23 protein-coding genes are annotated in these 18,637 nt (G+C 50.0%); 21 read left to right on the forward strand and 2 right to left on the reverse strand.

Features of this window, described 5'->3' with window-relative positions:
* Positions 1-6: 6 nt before the first annotated feature.
* Positions 7-1,524 carry a phage tail sheath family protein gene (locus tag J0A65_RS11530; protein WP_206594340.1) on the reverse strand — a complete coding sequence of 506 codons (1,518 nt, stop codon included), beginning with the start codon at positions 1,522-1,524 and terminating at the stop codon, positions 7-9.
* Positions 1,525-1,760: 236 nt separating this feature from the next.
* On the opposite strand from J0A65_RS11530, the gene J0A65_RS11535 reads away from it, so the two are divergent.
* From J0A65_RS11535 to J0A65_RS11590, 12 genes are all read left to right on the forward strand, one after another.
* A complete protein-coding gene (locus J0A65_RS11535) occupies positions 1,761-2,633 on the forward strand; it encodes a helix-turn-helix transcriptional regulator (RefSeq protein WP_206594341.1) in 873 nt (290 codons plus the stop codon).
* Between the two features lie 21 nt (positions 2,634-2,654).
* On the forward strand, positions 2,655-3,305 hold the full coding sequence (locus J0A65_RS11540; protein ID WP_206594342.1) for a peptidase M15: 651 nt from the start codon (positions 2,655-2,657) through the stop codon (positions 3,303-3,305).
* Positions 3,306-3,325: 20 nt separating this feature from the next.
* Positions 3,326-3,502 (forward strand): hypothetical protein, encoded by a 177-nt coding sequence (locus J0A65_RS11545; protein ID WP_206594343.1) that lies wholly within the window; start codon positions 3,326-3,328, stop codon positions 3,500-3,502.
* Between the two features lie 25 nt (positions 3,503-3,527).
* Positions 3,528-5,078 carry a type I restriction-modification system subunit M gene (locus tag J0A65_RS11550; RefSeq protein WP_206594344.1) on the forward strand — a complete coding sequence of 517 codons (1,551 nt, stop codon included), beginning with the start codon at positions 3,528-3,530 and terminating at the stop codon, positions 5,076-5,078.
* Entirely contained in the window at positions 5,068-6,273 is a 1,206-nt protein-coding gene (locus J0A65_RS11555) for a restriction endonuclease subunit S (RefSeq protein WP_206594345.1), read from the forward strand. The genes J0A65_RS11550 and J0A65_RS11555 overlap by 11 nt, the downstream gene beginning before the upstream one ends.
* Positions 6,274-6,536: 263 nt before the next feature.
* Positions 6,537-7,424 (forward strand): GIY-YIG nuclease family protein, encoded by an 888-nt coding sequence (locus J0A65_RS11560; protein ID WP_206594346.1) that lies wholly within the window; start codon positions 6,537-6,539, stop codon positions 7,422-7,424.
* A 124-nt stretch (positions 7,425-7,548) separates the two neighbouring features.
* Positions 7,549-10,911 carry a type I restriction endonuclease subunit R gene (locus J0A65_RS11565; protein WP_206594347.1) on the forward strand — a complete coding sequence of 1,121 codons (3,363 nt, stop codon included), beginning with the start codon at positions 7,549-7,551 and terminating at the stop codon, positions 10,909-10,911.
* The gene (locus tag J0A65_RS11570; RefSeq protein ID WP_232849906.1) at positions 10,908-11,696 is read left to right on the forward strand and encodes a M48 family metallopeptidase; all 789 of its coding nucleotides are present in this window, start codon (positions 10,908-10,910) and stop codon (positions 11,694-11,696) included. Before J0A65_RS11565 ends, J0A65_RS11570 begins: the two co-directional genes overlap by 4 nt.
* A 48-nt stretch (positions 11,697-11,744) precedes the next feature.
* Positions 11,745-11,915: a hypothetical protein gene (locus J0A65_RS11575; protein WP_206594348.1), complete on the forward strand. Its 171-nt coding sequence runs from the start codon at positions 11,745-11,747 to the stop codon at positions 11,913-11,915.
* A gap of 27 nt (positions 11,916-11,942) precedes the next feature.
* Positions 11,943-12,233, forward strand: coding sequence for a type II toxin-antitoxin system RelB/DinJ family antitoxin (locus J0A65_RS11580; RefSeq protein ID WP_206594349.1), 291 nt, complete (start codon positions 11,943-11,945; stop codon positions 12,231-12,233).
* The gene (locus J0A65_RS11585) at positions 12,226-12,513 is read left to right on the forward strand and encodes a type II toxin-antitoxin system RelE/ParE family toxin (protein ID WP_206594350.1); all 288 of its coding nucleotides are present in this window, start codon (positions 12,226-12,228) and stop codon (positions 12,511-12,513) included. The genes J0A65_RS11580 and J0A65_RS11585 overlap by 8 nt, the downstream gene beginning before the upstream one ends.
* Before the next feature lie 102 nt (positions 12,514-12,615).
* Positions 12,616-13,233 (forward strand): hypothetical protein, encoded by a 618-nt coding sequence (locus J0A65_RS11590; protein ID WP_206594351.1) that lies wholly within the window; start codon positions 12,616-12,618, stop codon positions 13,231-13,233.
* 455 nt (positions 13,234-13,688) lie between these two features.
* On the opposite strand, the gene J0A65_RS11595 is transcribed toward J0A65_RS11590, so the two are convergent.
* Complete coding sequence (locus J0A65_RS11595; RefSeq protein WP_206594352.1) at positions 13,689-13,958, reverse strand: XRE family transcriptional regulator; 270 nt, start codon at positions 13,956-13,958, stop codon at positions 13,689-13,691.
* A gap of 249 nt (positions 13,959-14,207) precedes the next feature.
* On the opposite strand from J0A65_RS11595, the gene J0A65_RS11600 reads away from it, so the two are divergent.
* The 9 genes from J0A65_RS11600 (at position 14,208) to J0A65_RS11640 (ending at position 18,498) form a co-directional block, all read left to right on the forward strand.
* A complete protein-coding gene (locus J0A65_RS11600) occupies positions 14,208-14,423 on the forward strand; it encodes a hypothetical protein (protein ID WP_206594353.1) in 216 nt (71 codons plus the stop codon).
* Complete coding sequence (locus J0A65_RS11605) at positions 14,420-14,608, forward strand: hypothetical protein (protein WP_206594354.1); 189 nt, start codon at positions 14,420-14,422, stop codon at positions 14,606-14,608. Before J0A65_RS11600 ends, J0A65_RS11605 begins: the two co-directional genes overlap by 4 nt.
* Before the next feature lie 1,120 nt (positions 14,609-15,728).
* Positions 15,729-16,028: a helix-turn-helix transcriptional regulator gene (locus J0A65_RS11610; protein ID WP_206594355.1), complete on the forward strand. Its 300-nt coding sequence runs from the start codon at positions 15,729-15,731 to the stop codon at positions 16,026-16,028.
* 4 nt (positions 16,029-16,032) lie between these two features.
* Positions 16,033-16,224 carry a hypothetical protein gene (locus tag J0A65_RS11615; protein WP_206594356.1) on the forward strand — a complete coding sequence of 64 codons (192 nt, stop codon included), beginning with the start codon at positions 16,033-16,035 and terminating at the stop codon, positions 16,222-16,224.
* Positions 16,224-16,568: a hypothetical protein gene (locus J0A65_RS11620; RefSeq protein ID WP_206594357.1), complete on the forward strand. Its 345-nt coding sequence runs from the start codon at positions 16,224-16,226 to the stop codon at positions 16,566-16,568. Before J0A65_RS11615 ends, J0A65_RS11620 begins: the two co-directional genes overlap by 1 nt.
* Positions 16,565-16,732, forward strand: a complete 168-nt coding sequence (locus J0A65_RS11625; RefSeq protein WP_206594358.1) for a hypothetical protein — start codon at positions 16,565-16,567, stop codon at positions 16,730-16,732. Before J0A65_RS11620 ends, J0A65_RS11625 begins: the two co-directional genes overlap by 4 nt.
* Positions 16,725-17,156 carry a hypothetical protein gene (locus J0A65_RS11630; RefSeq protein WP_206594359.1) on the forward strand — a complete coding sequence of 144 codons (432 nt, stop codon included), beginning with the start codon at positions 16,725-16,727 and terminating at the stop codon, positions 17,154-17,156. The genes J0A65_RS11625 and J0A65_RS11630 overlap by 8 nt, the downstream gene beginning before the upstream one ends.
* 18 nt (positions 17,157-17,174) lie before the next feature.
* Positions 17,175-17,705, forward strand: a complete 531-nt coding sequence (locus J0A65_RS11635) for a hypothetical protein (protein ID WP_206594360.1) — start codon at positions 17,175-17,177, stop codon at positions 17,703-17,705.
* Positions 17,689-18,498, forward strand: coding sequence for an ATP-binding protein (locus tag J0A65_RS11640; protein ID WP_206594361.1), 810 nt, complete (start codon positions 17,689-17,691; stop codon positions 18,496-18,498). The genes J0A65_RS11635 and J0A65_RS11640 overlap by 17 nt, the downstream gene beginning before the upstream one ends.
* The last annotated feature ends 139 nt before the right edge of the window (positions 18,499-18,637 follow it).

The following is an 18,637-nucleotide window of genomic DNA, read 5'->3' on the forward strand; positions in this document are numbered from 1 at the left end:
CCGGGATTACCCGGCCTGCTGTTGTTCAACCTTGATAAGCAAAAACTCCGCGGGTCGGGTCAGTGCCAACCCCACTTGCACGATCAGGCGCTTATCCAGGATATCCTGGGCGCTCATGGTCTGGCCGAGGCCGACCTGAACGTAGTAGGCATCTTCAGCTTTCGCCCCACATAGGCCGCCCTGGCGCCACATCCCTTGCAAAAAACTGTCTATCATGGCGCGTATGCTGATCCAGGTATGAGCGTCATTATTCTCAAATACAAAGGCTTTAAGAGCCGTTTGCAGACTTTGCTTCACATAAATAGCGGTGCGCCGAACCGGCACATAGCGCCATTCAGAGTTACCCGCCAAAGTACGTGCTCCCCAAATAAGCACGCCTTGACCAACAAAGATCCTAAGGGCATTAATGGAAATACCACTTACTGCATCAAGATTCAGGGTTTCTTGCTGTTGGTGAGTAATATTGATTGGCAGGCTGACCACATTGCTAAGAGAGATATTGGCAGGGGCTTTCCACACACCGTAGTTATTGTCCTGCATAGTGTAACAACCGCAAATGGCGCCGCTAGCAGGTTGTAAATTAGCCCATTGACGGGCCAGCTCAATACAGCGGTAGTAAATCGGACTCAGTACCAGCAGGGCCCGATGATAATTAAGTTGTTCAGATTTATCCGCATAGGGAAGCTTGTCAATCAGAACCTGAAGCTTAGGTTCAACACCTGGATTCAGCCATTCTCCCAGGCCTTTACTGTTGCCCCCCTGAAACTGGCGATAGGTAATATCATCCTGCCCATATAATGCCGTATTGATAAATGGCAAATAAGCGGCACCATAGCTAAGGTGCTGCTGGCCCACTAAAGGGCGAAAACGACTGGCCACATCATCAATCGGCATGGCGTCATAACCGCCGCCTGGTACATCGAAAACACAAAATGCAGAATCTAGCTCTGCGGCCTGCGCCAGCATCGCTTGTACCAGTTTGGCATAATCGTTGTCGCTAAGGGCAATGGCATCCGGGCATAAATACAAGCTGGGTTCAGGGCAGTGCTTAAGGGCCGCCAACCCTTGCATCAGGCTACTAAGCTGAATATGCCGGTTAGGCTCAAGGCCAAGGAGCTGATTTGAGGCTTTACCAAATTCTCCGACACTAACGATATAAGCCTGCCGACCACCGTTTTGAAAAAACAGCTTTACCGCATCGGCCAAATAGTAACGGCTGTCTGCACATGGCAACAGGCTAAAGTACTGATTGGCTATCTGCACCGTATGGCTAGTAGCGCGGTGTTCAGGGTTAAAGTAAAAGTAGGGCGGTTGGCTGGCACCAAAATGGGCGATGAAGTCCTGATAGCTGCCAATTTTTACTGGTTGATTCAACCATGACTGGCCATCCCAACTGCTATGGCGGGTATAACCAATAAAGGCCGGTATAGCAGTAGGTACACCCACCACCACAGACGGTAGATTTATTTCTTTGATATACACACCAGGGGTTTTGACTAACCTGCTCCGTGTCGGCTTTTTCATGGCAACTCCTGTTCGCTGACAAATTTGGGCATAAACGCGTACTTATTAACAGGCGGCCCTTTAAGATCAACTTGTTGCCACCAAGATGACCGCTGTCTAAGTAAGATAAAACATGGCTCACTTGAGCATAGAAGCGCCATGCCGGGCTTGCCAAAAAAACACCTAAAAATACGCCTTGTTATCCAATTTAAAATAAAGCACACTCGAAAAGTATAAAAGCCTAATCAAGGTGTTACATGAATTTAAAGGACATTCCTTTTGCCCAGCGCCAGCGCCTGGCCTATATCGACTTTGTGCTGTTATTTAAAGGCCATCTGACCCGCCAGGATCTGATTAACCGCTTCGAGGTGGGCTTATCTGCCGGTACCCGCGACTTTAATCTGTATAAAGAGCTGGCTCCCAGCAATATCCATTACGACACCCGCTTAAAGCAGTATTTTCAAACCCCGGGCTTTAAACCGCTGTTTGCCCATGACGCCAAAAAGACTCTGGCCAAGCTTGCCGCTGATATCAGTGACGGCTTTGACGCCATTGGCGATCTCAGCTTTCCGGTTGAAGCGCCCAGCCAGCTTAATGTGCCGGATATTTTTGTCGTTGCGCGTATTATTCAGGCGATTTTAAATGGCCGGGCGGTCAAGGTGATTTACACCTCACTGTCCAGCGGTTCGGCGGCCCGGGAAATGGTGCCGCATAGTATTATCGATAACGGCTTGCGCTGGCATGTACGCGGCTTTGACCGTAAAACCCAGACCTTTCGCGACTTTGTGCTGACCCGCTTAAGCTCAGTGACACTGCTAGACAAAGCCCCGCAGCCCAATGAAGAGCCAAGCGAAGATCATCAGTGGCAGCGCCAGATGCCGATCAAATTGGTACCGCATCCGCATAATGTTAAACACCCCACCGCCATTGAACTGGACTACGGTATGCAAAACGGCGCACTGGAACTTAACGTGCGCGCTGCCCTGGCCGGTTATCTGCTAAGGCGCTGGAATGTGGATTGCACCGAAGATGCCAGCCTAAGGGGAGGGGAATACCAACTCTGGCTGGAAAACCAGCAAAGCCTGTATGGCGCTGAGAATCTGGCTATCGCGCCTGGGTATAAAAGCTGAGAAAAGCAGTAAGGATAAAATGTGACTAAGGCCACTATCGACAAATTGGATACCCTCAGCAGAACACGCTTATCCAAGCACTTTTTTATGCGTGACTTTTTGTATTCAGAAACTGCCGTAGCGCTGGGATTGGCTAATATACCTGACGATGAGGAACTGGCGATACAGGCAGGAAAGCAGCTTTGCGAGCAGGTATTGGAGCCTGTCCAGGCCGCCTGGGGCCGTATTCATATCCGTTCGGCCTATCGTAATTGTGTGGTGAATCAGGCAGGAAATGAGTTGGGGGCGAATTGCGCCGCCAACGAGAAAAACTATGCCGCCCATATTTGGGATAGGCGCGATAAAGACGGTTTTATGGGGGCCATGGCTTGCATCGTGATCCCGGCCTATGTGGATTATTACCAGCAAAGTGGCGATTGGACATCCTTGGCCTGGTGGCTACACCACCATATTCCCGGCTATCAGAAAATGACCTTTTATCGGAATCTCTGCGCTTTTAATATTCGCTGGCACGAGAACCCAGCCAAGCCCAAAGAGATCAAAACCAAAATTGCCGATCCACGCAGTAATAGTCAAAAGGCCATCTTACTCGATAACAACGCCAGTGACTTTTACGCCAGTATGCCGCCAGAGCAGCGTTATCAAGCCTGCTTACCAATGCTGGCAAAGTAGCCAAATAACAAGGAAACCGCATGTTTGAACTGGATTTAGCTGAGGTTTTAAGTATTGTGCTCGCCAACAGCCCGGATATAGAAGGCCAAAAAGCCATGGTAGACAAAGTGGAGTCACTGATGGCCGAGGGTATGCAACAAAGCGAAGCGGTAGAACTGGTGTTTGGCCATTTGGTCAGTGATGCCAAGCCGCATTAACAGATAAAGAACAATGAGAGAGTCAATGAATCCAGAGTCAGCCACGCAGGCCACTAAGAATACCATTAGTCAGGATGCCATTAACAAAGCCCTGTGGGCCGCCTGTGACACCTTCCGTGGCACCATCAGCGCCGATACCTATAAAGATTTTATTCTGACCATGTTGTTCCTGAAATATATCTCCGATGTATGGCAGGACCATTTTGAAGCCTATCGGGCCGAACATGGTGATGAGCCCGAACTGCTCGAAGAACTAATGAAAAACGAGCGTTTTGTACTGCCTAAGGCGGCCGGTTTCTATGCCCTGTTTGAACGCCGTCACGAACCCGGTAACGGTGAGCGCATCGACCAAGCGCTGCACGCCATTGAAGAAGCCAACGGCACTAAACTGAAAGACGCCGGTAAAAGCGTGTTCCAGGACATCAGCTTTAACACCGACAAACTGGGGGAAGAAAAGCAAAAAAACACTATTCTGCGCCATCTGCTGGAAGACTTTGCCAAGCCCGAGCTTAACCTTAAGCCAAGCCGTGTTGGCACCCTGGATGTCATCGGTAACGCCTACGAATACCTGATTAAAAACTTTGCCGCCAGCGGCGGCCAGAAAGCCGGTGAATTTTATACCCCGCCAGAGGTGTCTGATCTTATTGCCGAGCTGTTAGATCCACAGCCAGGCATGAGCATCTGCGACCCGGCCTGTGGCTCTGCGTCATTATTAATGAAGTGCGGCAGCAAAATACGCAGCAGGCACCACAGTAAAAATTATGCCCTGTACGGTCAGGAAGCCATTGGCTCAACCTGGTCGCTGGCTAAAATGAATATGTTTTTGCACGGCGAAGATAACCACAAAATTGAATGGGGCGATACCATTCGTAACCCCAAGCTGCTGGATAAAAACGGCGACTTAATACTGTTTGATATCGTGACCGCCAACCCACCGTTTTCCTTAGATAAATGGGGCCATGACGAAGCCGAACACGACAAGTTCAGCCGCTTCCGCCGTGGCGTACCGCCCAAAACCAAAGGCGACTACGCCTTTATCCTGCATATGATTGAAACCCTGAAACCAAAAACCGGCCGCATGGGCGTGGTGGTGCCGCACGGCGTGTTATTCAGGGGGGCCAGCGAGGGCAGAATTCGCCAGCAACTGATTGACGATAACCTGCTGGATGCCGTGATTGGCCTGCCGGAAAAACTGTTTTACGGCACCGGCATCCCGGCCGCAATTTTACTGTTTCGTCAGGATAAATACGACGATAAGGTGCTGTTTATTGATGCCAGTCGTGACTTTAAAGCCGGTAAAAATCAGAACCTTCTGACTGACGAAAATATAGCCAGGATCGTTGCCACCTATAAGGCCGGCGACACGGTGGACAAATACGCCTACGTCGCCAGCCTCGAAGAAATCAAAGAGAACGATTACAACCTGAACATCCCGCGCTACGTCGATACCTTTGAAGAAGAGGAAGAAATCGACCTGATGGCGGTGCGTGCCGAGCGTGAGCAGCTTAAAGCGCAACTGACCGAGCTGGAAATCGAGATGGCTAAGTATCTGGAGGAGTTGGGATATGGTGCCTAAAGGATGGAGCGTGAAAACTCTTGGTGATCTAACGCATTACAGTGCTTTTGGCCCCCGTTTCTCATCAGATTTGTATTCTGAAAATGGAAACGTAGGGACCATTAGAACCACTGACCTTAATGATGAAGGCGAAATTAATTACTCTACCATTCCTTATGCAAACGTACCTGATTCGTTCAAAAGTCATTTTTTGGATGATGGAGATCTATTAATCACTAGATCTGGCTCATGCGGTATACCGTGTATTTTTGTAAGGCAGGATAAACCAGTCATCGCTGGAGCGTTCTTGATTCGGTTTGTTTTAAACGAGAAGGCCGACGCAACATTTCTTCATGCGTTGCTAAAGTCTGAGAAAGTGCAGATCAAGATACAAAACCTTGCATCTGGTGGCGTTCAAAAGAATTTGTCTGGTACAAATCTTAAGAAGTTGGAGTTGCTTGTCCCCCCACTTCCCGAACAAAAGAAAATCGCCCAAATCCTCTCCACCTGGGATAAGGCCATCACCACCACCGAACAACTGCTCGCCAACAGCCAGCAGCAGAAAAAAGCCCTGATGCAGCAACTGCTCACCGGCAAAAAGCGCCTGCTGGATAAGAACGGGGTTAGGTTTAGTGGGGAGTGGAAATGGCTGAAGGCCAGCGAGCTGTTCAAAACAGTATCAACCAAGAACAACTCCGAAACTGAAGAACTATTAGCTGTAACACAAGATCTAGGGGTGTTGCCACGTTCTCTTCTCGAAAGACGTGTTGTTATGCCTGATGGTTCAACAAAAGGCTATAAGTTGGTCGTGCCTGGTAACTTCATCATTAGCCTGAGGTCATTCCAAGGTGGATTGGAGTACTCAAGCTACCGAGGCTTGGTGAGTCCCGCATACACTGTTTTAGCGCCAATCAAGACGATTAATGATGAATTCTTCAAGCATTATTACAAGTCTTATGATTTCATCGGGCACCTCGCTGTAGCAGTAATCGGAATTCGAGACGGGAAACAGATTAGCTACAGCGATTTTTCATTTTTAAAACTGCCTTATCCAAGTTTGGAAGAGCAACAAAAAATCGCCGCCGCGCTTTCGAACGCCGATCAGGGAATCACCGCTCTGCAACAAAAACTCGATGCATTAAAGCAAGAGAAAAAAGCCCTGATGCAGCAGTTGTTAACGGGTAAGCGAAGGGTAAAAGTTGAGGAGGCGGCATAATGGACTTTGAAGTCTACTGTGACGAAAACCACCCAGAGCGGTTTACATCACAAAAGCCGACCGCAGATTATCTGATGATTGGTTCTTTATGGTTGCCAGCTGATTCGCTACGCTGGCTCAGCTGGCAGAAGCCTCGGTAAGTTCAACTGCCGATAGGCAGTGAATCCGTTGCTGATCATAGTGATTAAAGATCGGAATGCAAGATGAGGCTCTGCAAATATTAACAGTATATATTTCGCTACAGCAAAGGCGAAGGAACTGGTATGACAATACAAAAACGCCCCCGTATGATTCAGATATTTCTGCCTGGCGGCGATCCTGCCGGTATTCGTATTACCGAACAAACAACCTCGATTATCCGCCTGATTGAAGTGCCTCGTAGTGATATTGCCGAGTTTGTCACTATGCCCGAAGCCAAACAGGTGGGGCTGTATTTTTTGCTTTCTGGTGACAATAAAGACGAATTGTATATTGGCCAGTCGGGCGCGGTGGGTAGCCGCCTGATGCAGCACCATAAGGATGAAAATAAAGATTGGGAGCGTGCCCTGGTGTTGGTGTCACTCACCAACAACCTGACCCAAACCCATGTATTGTATTTAGAATCGCTGTCTATTGAAAAAGCCAAAAGCTGCCAGCGTTATAATCTGTTAAATGGCAATGGCGGTCAAAAACCGCATACGCCTGTGCCGCTAAAAGCCGATTGTGATGAGCTGCATGACATTGGCAGTTTATTATTGGCCACCCTTGGCTATCCGTTATTTGAACCCCTTACCGGGCCGACTGAGGCAAGCGCCGAACCGTTATTTATTTGCAGCCGCACCGGAGTTGAGGCCAAAGGTATTTATACCAATGAGGGTATGGTGGTACTAAAAGGCTCTTCAGCGCCGATGACTACCAAGCGCAAAACCGAGCAGCGCTTCTTTGATAAGCGCGACCAACTGCTGGCCAAAGGCGTGATTGCAGAGCAGGGAGAGCGTTTTGTGTTTCAACGCGATCACTTGTTTCAAACCCCCAGCGGGGCGTCGATGTTTTTGCTGTTGGGTACATCAAACGGTTGGCTGGACTGGAAAACAGAGCAGGGCGTGACCTTGCATGATTATCAGGGGCGGGCGCTGGAGTCTGCCAGTAAGCAGCTAAGCGGTGGGGAGTAGCTCACTATGGCTGACAACCAGAAGCAGCACAATACCGGCAATAAAATTGGTAAAGTTTCCTTTTGACAGTCAGTTATGCATTTAATGGTGGCGTCGGCAGACATCGAGTAAGTAAGGACAGCGTATGACAAAATTCACACCCAAATTTCAGGAAGAATACAGTGCCAAGTTACCGGCGCTGACGTTGTTGACCAACCTCGGGTGGTCGTTCCTCTCTCCTGAACTCGCCTTAGCCGCCCGTGGTGGTCGCTCCCAGCATCCTGCTTCCCGCGACACTGGCGCGTCCCTGCGTGGCGCCACCGATGAAGTGGTTTTGCGCCAGGTGCTACGCAGTGAGCTTCAAAAGCGCACTTTTACCTTTGCTGGTAACAGCTACCCGTTGTCTGAAAAGGCTATCGACAACCTGATTGCCGAGGTATGCAGCCCTGCACTTAACGAAGGCCTGTTAACTGCCAATGAGCGCCTGTACAACCACCTGCTGTATGGCATATCAGTTACTGAATTTGTGGATGGTAAAAAGGCCAGCCCGACCGTTGCGCTGATTGACTGGCAAAACCCGGCCAATAACAGCTTTGTGTTTACCGAAGAGTTTACTGTTACCCGCTCGGGCGGAGTCGAGAGCCGCAGGCCCGATATTGTCTGCTTTGTAAATGGTATTCCTCTGGTGGTAATTGAGGCCAAGCGCCCGGATGGCAAGGCCCGAACTGGAAAAGGGGGAGGCCCCACCATTGACGAAGGCATTTCGCAAAGCCTGCGTAACCAGCGCCATGATGAAATCCCGTTATTGTTTGCCTATAGCCAGATGCTGCTTTCCATTAATGGCAACGAAGGCCGTTATGGCACCTGCGGTACGCCTGCTAAGTTCTGGGCCGCCTGGCGGGAAGAGGATATTTCTGACGCTGAGATGCACGCCATTAAAAACCAAACGCTGAACAACGCGCAACTAACCAGTCTGTTCAGCCACCGACCAGCTAAAGATCTGGATTGGTATCAAAGCTTGTTAGCTTCCGGCAAGCTGGCAGTGACCGGTCAGGATAGATTGCTGATCAGCCTGTTAAGCCCTGCACGGTTGCTGGAGATGACCCGTTACTTCACCTTGTTCGATAAAAAAGCTGGCAAGATCGTCGCACGCTATCAGCAGGTGTTTGGCATCAAGCGCCTGATTGAACGCATCAATACCCGCAGCGTCTCCGGGGGCCGTGAAGGTGGCGTGATTTGGCACACCACCGGGTCGGGTAAGTCATTCACTATGGTGTTTTTAAGTAAGGCGCTGATCCTGCACGAAAGCCTGAAGCAATGCCGTATTGTGGTGGTGACTGACCGGGTAGACCTGGAAACCCAACTGAGTAAAACCTTCGCCTCTGGCGGCGAGCTGGCCGGCAAGAAAGACGTTGAGACCGCCATGGCCACCTCTGGAAAACGCCTGGCCGAGCAGATTGGCAAAGGTACTGAGCGAATTATCTTTTCGCTTATTCAGAAGTTTAATTCCGCCACCAAAATGCCTGAATGTGTAAACCACAGCGCTGACATCATTGTGCTGATCGACGAAGGCCACCGCAGCCAAGGTGGTGAAAACCATATCCGTATGAAGCAGGCGCTGCCCAATGCAGCCTTTGTCGCCTTCACCGGCACGCCACTGTTAAAAGACGACAAGACCACCAATAAGTTTGGCCCCATTGTGCACGCTTATACCATGCAACGTGCAGTGGAAGACCAGACTGTTACACCGCTGCTGTATGAAGAGCGCATTCCCGACCTGGATGTGAATGAACGCGCCATCGACAGTTGGTTTGAGCGTATTACCGAAGGGCTTTCAGACGAGCAAAAGGCCGACCTAAAGCGCAAGTTTGCCAAGAAAGGCCAGGTTTACGGTGCGGATGATCGCATTCGTTTGATTGCCCTGGATATCGCCAACCATTTCGTGAAGAACATCGACGAAGGTTTGAAAGGCCAGTTAGCCTGCGACAGTAAAGCCTCTGCCATTAAGTTCAAAAAATACCTGGATGAAGCAGGCTTGTTTGAATCTGCCGTCGTGATGAGCCCGCCGGATAGTCGTGAGGGCAATACTGCTGTAGATGAGGCCACCACACCCGAAGTCACCCAGTGGTGGAAGGACAATATTGGCAGCCAGGACGAACAGGCATACACCAAACATATTATCGAACGCTTCGACAAAGACGATTCACTGAAGATACTCATCGTGGTCGATAAACTGCTCACCGGCTTTGATGAGCCGAAAAACGCAGTGCTGTATATCGACAAACCCTTGAAAGAGCATAATCTGATCCAGGCGATTGCACGGGTAAACCGTCTGCACCCTAAGAAAAAATTTGGCTTACTTATCGACTATCGCGGCATTCTGGCGGAACTGGATACCACCATTCAGAAATATCAGGATCTGGCCTCCCGCACTCAGGGCGGTTACGACATTAATGATATTGCTGGCCTTTACAACCAGATGAGCACCGAGTACAAGCGCTTGCCACAGCTTTATAAGCAACTATGGGCCATATTCGATGGCGTGAAAAACAAGAACGACATTGAACAATTGCGTCAGGTTTTGGTTCCAAAGATTGAAGAGCAAAAGCCTTTAGAGGCTGGAGAGAGCGGTGAGCTGGTTGACGTGCACCTGAAAGTACGGGAGGATTTTTATGAAGCCCTAACGGCCTTCGCAAGCTGCCTGAAGGTAGCGCTGCAATCAGCCACATTCTTTGAAGACAAGAGTTTTAGCGACCAGGATCGCCGCCACTACAAAGAAACAGTGAAGCAATTTTCCAGTCTGCGCCAACTGGTGCAGCAAGATGCGGGCGAGAAGATTGATTACGACGAATACGCCGAACAAGTAAAAAAGCTGCTGGATAAGCATGTGGTGGGTGTTGAGGTTAAAGAACCCGGTGGCGTGTATGAAGTGGGCAAGATGGGCCAGAAGCAACAGCCAGAAGACTGGAGCGAAGATAAAACCCGCAACGAAACCGACATTATTAAAACCCGCGTAACCCGCACGATAGAACAAGAGCTGCGGGATGACCCTTATGCTCAGGAAGCATTTTCCAAGCTGCTGCGCCAGGCCATTGAAGAAGCGGAAAGGCTATTCGACCACCCACTGAAACAGTACATGCTGTTCCGTGAATTTGAACAGCAAGTACAGGACAGACGATTGCATGACATACCAGATGCATTTGCCGGTAATCGCCATGCCCAGGCCTATTTTGGAGTCTTCAAGAAAATGTTGCCTGAAGCTTTGGCTGTACCCGACAGCCAGGTTCAGGACAAGTGGGTCAAAGTTGCTTTTGAAATTGACCTGGCGGTAGAAACCTCTGTCGCGGAAAACTCCATCAACCCACAGAACATCGAAGCCGATATTCGTAAAAAGCTACTTCCCAGAATATTCCAGGAGTGCAAAGCCATTGGTGGCGGTATGGATCAGGCCAAGAAGATAGTTGAGATGATTGTTCAGATCACCCGGGTTGGATTAAACGGTGCTTGAGTGGGTTTAACCAAATGAATGTGCCGATTAAACCTAGATCCACCAAAGCGAGCGAGACCATGGGCTTTCGCTACGGTGACGAGCAGATTACGTTTAAGCGAGTCAAGCGCCCGCAAGCCACTGGCAAAGTATTGATCAAGGTGTATCCCGATTGCCGGGTAGTCGCATCCGCTCCCGAAGACGCTGACAGCGAAGCGATTCTATGGGCGGTTAAAAAGCGTGGCCGGTGGATATACGAGCAATTAAGGGATTTTCGCAAACAGCTTGAGTTTACCTCTCCACGTCAATACATCAGCGGCGAGAGCCATTACTATCTAGGGAAACAGTATCTGCTGAAAGTGATTGAGGCACCTGAGCAGGTTCAAGGCGTAAAATTGCTACGTGGCAAACTGGAGGTATCAGTAAGAGCGAAGTCCACCGAAAAGGTGAAAGCACTGCTGACGGATTGGTACAAAGCTCGCGCTAAAGAAATTTTTGCCAAGCGCCTTGATGCCATGCTGGAGCAAGCCCTTTGGGTAGAAGAACGACCACAGCTGCGCATACTGACCATGCAAACCCAATGGGGGAGCTGTTCACCTAACGGTCGCATCACCCTCAACCCTTACTTGGTCAAAGCTCACCGCGACTGTATTGACTATGTGATTTTGCATGAGCTTTGTCACATTGCCGAGCATAACCATAGTGAGCGGTTTTATAGGCTAATGAACCAGGTAATGCCAAAGTGGGAAAAGACCAAAGAAAGGCTGGATTCGATGGCATTTGCCCTTCTGCCAGATGCCTTTTAGCCAGACAGCATATAAGTAGAGTAGGGTGGTTGTTTATAAGGACCAATTATGAATAAATGGCTTATTGGCTCTGTTTTCCTCATCCTCGGATTCATACTCGGCTACTGGTATCAGGATTCCAGCAGCACCTACCACGCTGAAGAACTCATAGGTAAAGAAGTTGCCTTGCTGGAGAGCAGCAAAGCCATTGACCGTATCGCTTTTGATATACATACTTAAGTGAACGAGGATAAACCAGAGGTGGAAATGGCACAAACATCAATGCTGCACGTTCGTATCGATAGCCAGTTGAAAGCAGATGCAACAGAAAAATTGGCCAATGTGGGTCTGACCTTGTCAGATGCTGTGCGCATATTACTCACTCGGGTAAGCAAAGAAGGGGGATTACCGGCTGGCCTGACCGTTGATCCTGATGCACATGATGCGTGGTTTAAAGCCAAAGTTCAGGAAGCACTATCCAGCAATCAGGCGGATGTGCCACATAATCAGGTTGTTAACGACTTACAAGCGCTAGTTAACAGGAAACGCCGTGCCTAAAATTGCATGGTCCAAATTAGCCCACGCTGATTTGAGTGCAATTGTTGAGTACATTTCTGAGGATAATCCCGACGCAGCGCAAAGCCTTATTAACGATATTGTCGGAAAAGTAGAGAAGTTACCCTCATTTCCACAAATGGGCAGAACTGGCCGGGTTGCAAATACCCGGGAATTAGTTGCCCAGGCAAATTACATCGTAGTTTATCAATGCACACCCGAGTTGATCCGGATTCTCCGTATCCTACATGCCGCACGTCAGTGGCCACCTTTGGACGAATAGTGTGGCGGCAAAAGCGTGACATGTCACAACCACGCTATTGCAACCAACCAACAACTCGAATAGAGTGGGGTGCATGCATTTTATTTGTGACAGGTCACGAAATTGAGTTCAAAACAAAACACATCAAATTCATCCACCCAGGATGCCAACCAGGCACTCTGGCAGAATTTTGTGCAAAGCGGGTTAATTGAAAAAGCCATTAAGCCGTTAGATATGATTGAGCCGGATAGCGTATTGCCGGATTTTACTCAGCTTAATGCTAGCGAGGCCATGCAGTTACTGAAGCACAGCATAGTGGCGGATTGCTATAAGCGCCTAAATGCCAAATGGCGTAAGTATAAGCAGCGCCATTTAAGCAATCTCACCAGCTTAACCATTAAGGCCGAAACCCTGGACAGGCTTAGAGCCTTTGCGGCGAAGGCGGGGCTAGACGGGGATAACTACGACCTTGTGCTCGAATACCTGTTAGACCCTGAAGAAGATCTGGAGAGCGCCAAACAAGCGGTGGCCGAACTACCGAGCGGATTAAACACCCAGGACCAGGGCCAGTTGCTGCAAACCAAACTCAAACTAAGACCAAGCAGCCAACGTTACTTTCACAGTCAGTTAGAGCATGCTTTTGGCCATGGCTGGCTGGCCTGTAAAGCCGCAAAACAGCGTAGCGATAAACACCGCGACCAGGCCTGTGAAGACTTTATGCAGAACATCAAAGTCCAGTAATAGCAGCAAATATTCCATCCAAATAGCTGGCCACGGATGGCCAGTTTGCATTAGCTAAACTAACGCAAGTTTATATCAAACCATCAGACTTAAGGCTCGAAATAGAGCAAATCCTAACAACGCGCTGTGGTGAAATCTGCAGGGCAATGTGCCAACCAAACGTACACAGATTTCACGTAGCGACGCCTAAATAAATCCCACCAATTGGTAGCCAATCTAGCAGGCCATCTGCAGCAATCCTTATCCATAAACCTGCATAAGCAAACAAACAAGAACACCCAAATATCCGAAGAGGGCAAAAAACGAAGTAAACACCTGCATAAAAGAGAGGCCATATTTAGCAATAAATATCATTTAACATAATATACAGTGTACTTGAGCTATCCCCCCGCAGGTCAGGCGGGGCGGGGGATTCACTGGTTTATATAGGTCAGAATGACCCTAGAAACGATTAATTAGTGAGCGTAGTTAGACCAGAATGAAATTAAAGTTTCGTCGTTATGGCGTTCGGCCCTTTCAATGTGCATGGAAGCCACGACTGTCAAGGGATTGAGGTCTAAAAGCTCTGCAATCTCAATTGCAACCTTGTCATCCAAAGTTGTGCCTTGGCAGCGATACTTGCTTACAGCACCCCTAGTTAAACCTAATTTCTTAGCAAGCGCATAGTCGGAAGGCAGGCCATATGCGGCTTTGACCTGTTCTAGCAGTTCAATGGTTTTCAACATTTCGCAACACTCCAAATTACTCGCCTACTAAGAATAATTAATGCGTCAACGCCCTGCAACGTATTCAGGGGGTAGACATGTATCATGGTAGTAGACTAGTCTGATTTGGCCCTGAACGATCACTGAATTACTCGCAGCACTTCAAGCGATCATCAGGGCAACTTCTGTAAGTTATCAGCTTGTCCCAGGTGGCATCTGTCCGCACAGTGCCGATGGATGCCACCACCTAAGACAAGCTCAGGGGACAACATGAACACTTATCAAGTTTTACACGAGAACCAGGAGAGGCCGGTTGTCGCTGAGTCACTAAGGGCGGCAGCACAGAGCGTGCTGCCAACCGGGTTTGACGCCGTACAGGTCGGCCCAGGAGCGTTTGCTGCTGTGGTAGTTGAACGTGAATTAGAAGGCTGGCCCAGCCGTGAGCGAGGCTACTTTGCAGCAGTGGTACAGGGAGGCCGCGCATGAAACATCAGATCACCTTTGACACAAAAGAAATTGAAATTTCCTACGCCTCCGTTGATGCCATGCACCGAAACATGGCCGCTTTAGTTGAACAGTTCAAAATCAGGAAACAGAGACCGCCACAAATGTTCCTGCACGAGCTTTCCATCCTGGAAACCCTACTAGCCAAGTTTAATTCCCGCTTATAGCGGGTTTTGTCAATGGTCGGTGGGGTTTTAATAGTTTCTTCTGTCGGCCATTGCCAAAGCTCGTTAAAGCATCCAGCTAACAAAAAGCCCTGACGTTTGGATCAAGATGCCTTTGGGCGTTGGGGGTTAACTGGGGAAGGCTGCGGAGGCAGCAAGCCGGTACAAGGGATAGCGCCAAACAGTCCGGCACGGTACGAAGCAATAGAGAGCGGCGGGTTTCGGGAGTCGCGCCCCGGACAAACCACAGTGGGTTAGGAGGAATGCCGGCACCACGTAAAAAACGCCGTGTAAGTGGTTCAACGCGCCTTTATTCGGGGGAGCCGTTGGTGTGGGGGTAGGCCTTAGCCTATTTCGAATAGTCCCCTGTGCAATGCCCAAGGTCGACAAGACGAACGACGCGAGAGAGTACCTCGCTAGTGCGCCCTTTCAAGGTGAGAGCTGAAAGCTTAGCGCATTAGTGAACAATGTTAAAGCACCGGCTGTGCTGAGCATTGGGGCAGTGAGCCGACCATGGCCGCAGAGTCCTAAACCGCAAGAGATTGCGGTTTTTTAAGGGAGCGTGGTTAGGGGCTTGCTGCGCCCAAGCGCAGCAAGAGAAGGTAAAAAAGCCTTTAGCCTTATCCCGTCAGGGATTAGCGGAGGCAAAGCCGACAGCCTTTTACTAGCGCGGAATATTAGCGCCGCTGCAAGCGGCAGCATTAACGGCGCCCGAAGGGCGGAAAAAGAAAAAACAAGCGAGAAATACAATGCTTGTTGCTCTGGGCCTGTGAGTAAACGGGAATTAGGGAACGACTGTGGGCAATGGCTGTGGTCAGCTCTGCTGTCCATAGACTTGTCCATAGGTAGTGACCGGCCCATAGGGCAATTCCTGTTTTCCACAGGTCGGTATCTGGCCGATAGGCCATTTTTTGGTCCTTTTTTAAAACTCGCCGTGATGGCGATATGGTCCGAATCAAGGAACCCTACATGATTGAACTATCCAATCAGGCGGCTTGTTGTGATAACACCCGCCAACCCTTTCAAAAGGCGCGCTTCTACGTGCGCCGTTCCTGGCTACCACCGCCAAAGCCGCGCAGATTTCACGTAGCAACGCATATTTCTAACCGGCCAAAGGAACCACATGAAAACAAACCATCAGATAGCCGCCGACGTTGGCTATCGGCTCAAAGAGTGGCGATTAAGACGGCAGCACTATACCGGCCAGTTATGCCGCCAGGAGGATGTCGCTAAGGCTGTCGGCATTGCCCAAGCGACTTATTCCAGAATCGAGTCTGGCAAAGCCCTAATGAACCTGGGGCAGATGCTTGATCTGTGCGAATACTTCGATGGCGATGTGTGGCAACTGCTGGATGCCGGGGGCTCTATCAGGGGATACCTGAGCCACAGAAAAGAACAGAAAAAACTTAACCAACAAGGATAAAACCATGTTTCTAACAGTCGAGAGACTCTCAGCCATGTTTAACAAAATTATGGAGCGCATTATTGCCCGGCAGAACGCCCGCATTCAGCGCGAAGCCGAAGCCCTTAGCGCCGCCCAAACCGCGCTTAAATCCGCACAGATGGAACGTGATCGGGCCATCAGAGCCAAGCACAAGCTAACGGCGATGTTTGAGTAATGCAAATTGTTAAAGCGGTAACGATGCTAAAGGTTAAGCGCCTGACCAAACTGTTGAAGATGATAGAGGCCAGGCACTATGAACTACAGGAACTGCTGAGTAAAAGCCACGTTAATTCAGTGCTAAAGCCAGGAAAGCACGGCATTACTCAGGAGATGATTGATAGAAAGCCAATGGAGCTAACAGTTAGGGGTAGGAGGAAGGCAAGGCAGCTGCACCGACTGACAAAAATACTGGAACAGCGGCAGGCAGAGCTATTAACCATGCTTAACAAAAGCTGGATAGAAGAGCCATCAGTCTGGAATGAAGAAACTAAACAAATGGAGCGGAGAAGTACCAAATGACACTCAAGCAAAAAGCCCACGCACTTACCCAGGAGATTACCGAGCTACGCCTGAAAGCGGCCAAGTGCGCCTTGCCCTGGAAAGCGGTTGATCTGGTCGCCGCTGCCGCCGAAAAACAAGACCAGTTAAACCGTCTGTTAGTGGAGGCCTTACCCAATGAATAACATAGCCGGTCAGATTGTCTGTGAATGCGGCCATGTAGCCGAGATACGGTTACGGCGCAACGGCCAGCGCCTGCCGTTTAAAGCCTGCAAGCATTGCGGCGTCCAGCAAGGCAAAGCGCCGGTAAGGGCGCGTTGGCTGGCAGAGATGCAACCCAGCATTGGTACCTATGGCGAAAAAGCATCAGGAACCAGCACCAGCGCGGAATCTGAGCCGGTACCAACTTTAAGTGAAGTTAAAGATCAGGTTAAAACCGATTGGGTACCACCCGCCGAGCTGGCCCCCGAAAACGCCGAGCCAAAACCCGCGCCAGACCAGGAAACACCGGATAAAGATAAAAAGTCCGGCAAAGGCTGGCTTGTCGGCTTAGGCGTCTTGGGCCTTGGCGTGCTCGCCGCCCTAGGTTTTGCCCGTACCACCTCCTAACACCAGGAATAACACCGAATGCAGCAAGAACAGCAGTTAGAAAGCCAAGATGAAACCCTGATTAACCAGGATAAAGTTGAAGTTAAAACCGAGCCGGTACCAGAGCCGCCCGAAAACCAGCCGCCACAGGTCGAAAATAAAGATTTTGACCAAATGGTAAATGCGGCCCTGGAAACTAAGGACGATGTTAAAAAGGCCGAGCAGGAAGAAAAGACCGCGCTGGCCGCCAAGCTTACCGAAGATGAAGCAGCAGAATTCGCTATCCAGGGATTAGATGCAGTGGTCGCTTGGGTAGAAGACCAAACCGGCACCCAGACCGAGTTGCCCAAAGTGGCCGTAATGGCCTATGCGTCCCTGGTCACGCCTTGCATCATGAAACATGGGCCGACTATCAAGCGCCTAATGAGTAAGACCCGCGAGATACCCGAAGACAGCTATTTAGTTGAAGTCATGGCCGTGGGCGGCGTGGCAGCGGTCGGGATTCCGCTATGGCTCCAGCTTCGCAAGGCCAGACAGCAGCAAGGGAACACAGATGGCAATCAACGCTAGTAACCGCCACAGCGCCCGCCATGCCTGTATAACGTGCGCCACTGGCAACGGTAAGGGCATTGCTGTGACATCCCTGGTTTACCCGTCTACGTCCTGTCTGGCCGTGTTTGATCCTTATGGTGAATACGAAGGCCGCTTTGGCCGTCGAAAGGCGTTTAGCTATCGCACAAGGCGCGGTTTTGCCCGTGCCTTTGCTGCCGCATGGAAAAGTCATAAGCCCTTTGTGGTGGTCTATCACCCCCAAGCAGATCGTGACCGCCTGGAAGAAATGGAGTGGTTCGGGCAATTGATGTGGATGGCCTCAGACGGTAACCGGGTATTGCATGTGCTGTTTGAAGAATTCGGCAAATGCACTGAGTCAATTTCGAAGGATGACACCATCGCCGGGGAGATTGCCACCGGGGGCCGTAAGTTCGGCATGATTGCCGGTTACGTGTTCCAGCGTAGCGCGGAAGTGCCTAAAACCATTTGGGGCAACTGCCCGATAAAGGTTATTGGCGCTCAGGAGTACACCGCCGACGTTAAACGCATCCAAGACCAACTTGGTTGTAGTGCTGACGATGTGGCCGACCTGGGCAGGCTAAACCAAGCGTTTAGCGCCTATGTTCCGGCCTATGACGACAGGGTAAAGACCAAGTGTCATTACCTCGTAGCGCGGGGGCTGATGGATTTCAGCCGCCAAGCGGCCCTGGTGTATCCCAACCGGCATTTAGTGAAGAACTGGAGCGCTGAACAGAAGCGATTACACCAGGAGAGCCGCTTTACCCTGGTTAACCCGGAGATTTTAAAATAGACCAGTCCCGGCGCGGTTCTGCGCCGGTTTTCCCGCCTTTGTCAGATTAAATCAAGATTAAACGCCGCTTGAGGCCATTTTAAATCCCTTGATACCTGTATTAACCGCACCAGGGACAGCCCTGGATTTCACTCACTAC

Origin of the sequence: Bowmanella yangjiangensis (genome assembly GCF_017255015.1) — a bacterium.
Classification (GTDB): domain Bacteria; phylum Pseudomonadota; class Gammaproteobacteria; order Enterobacterales; family Alteromonadaceae; genus Bowmanella; species Bowmanella yangjiangensis.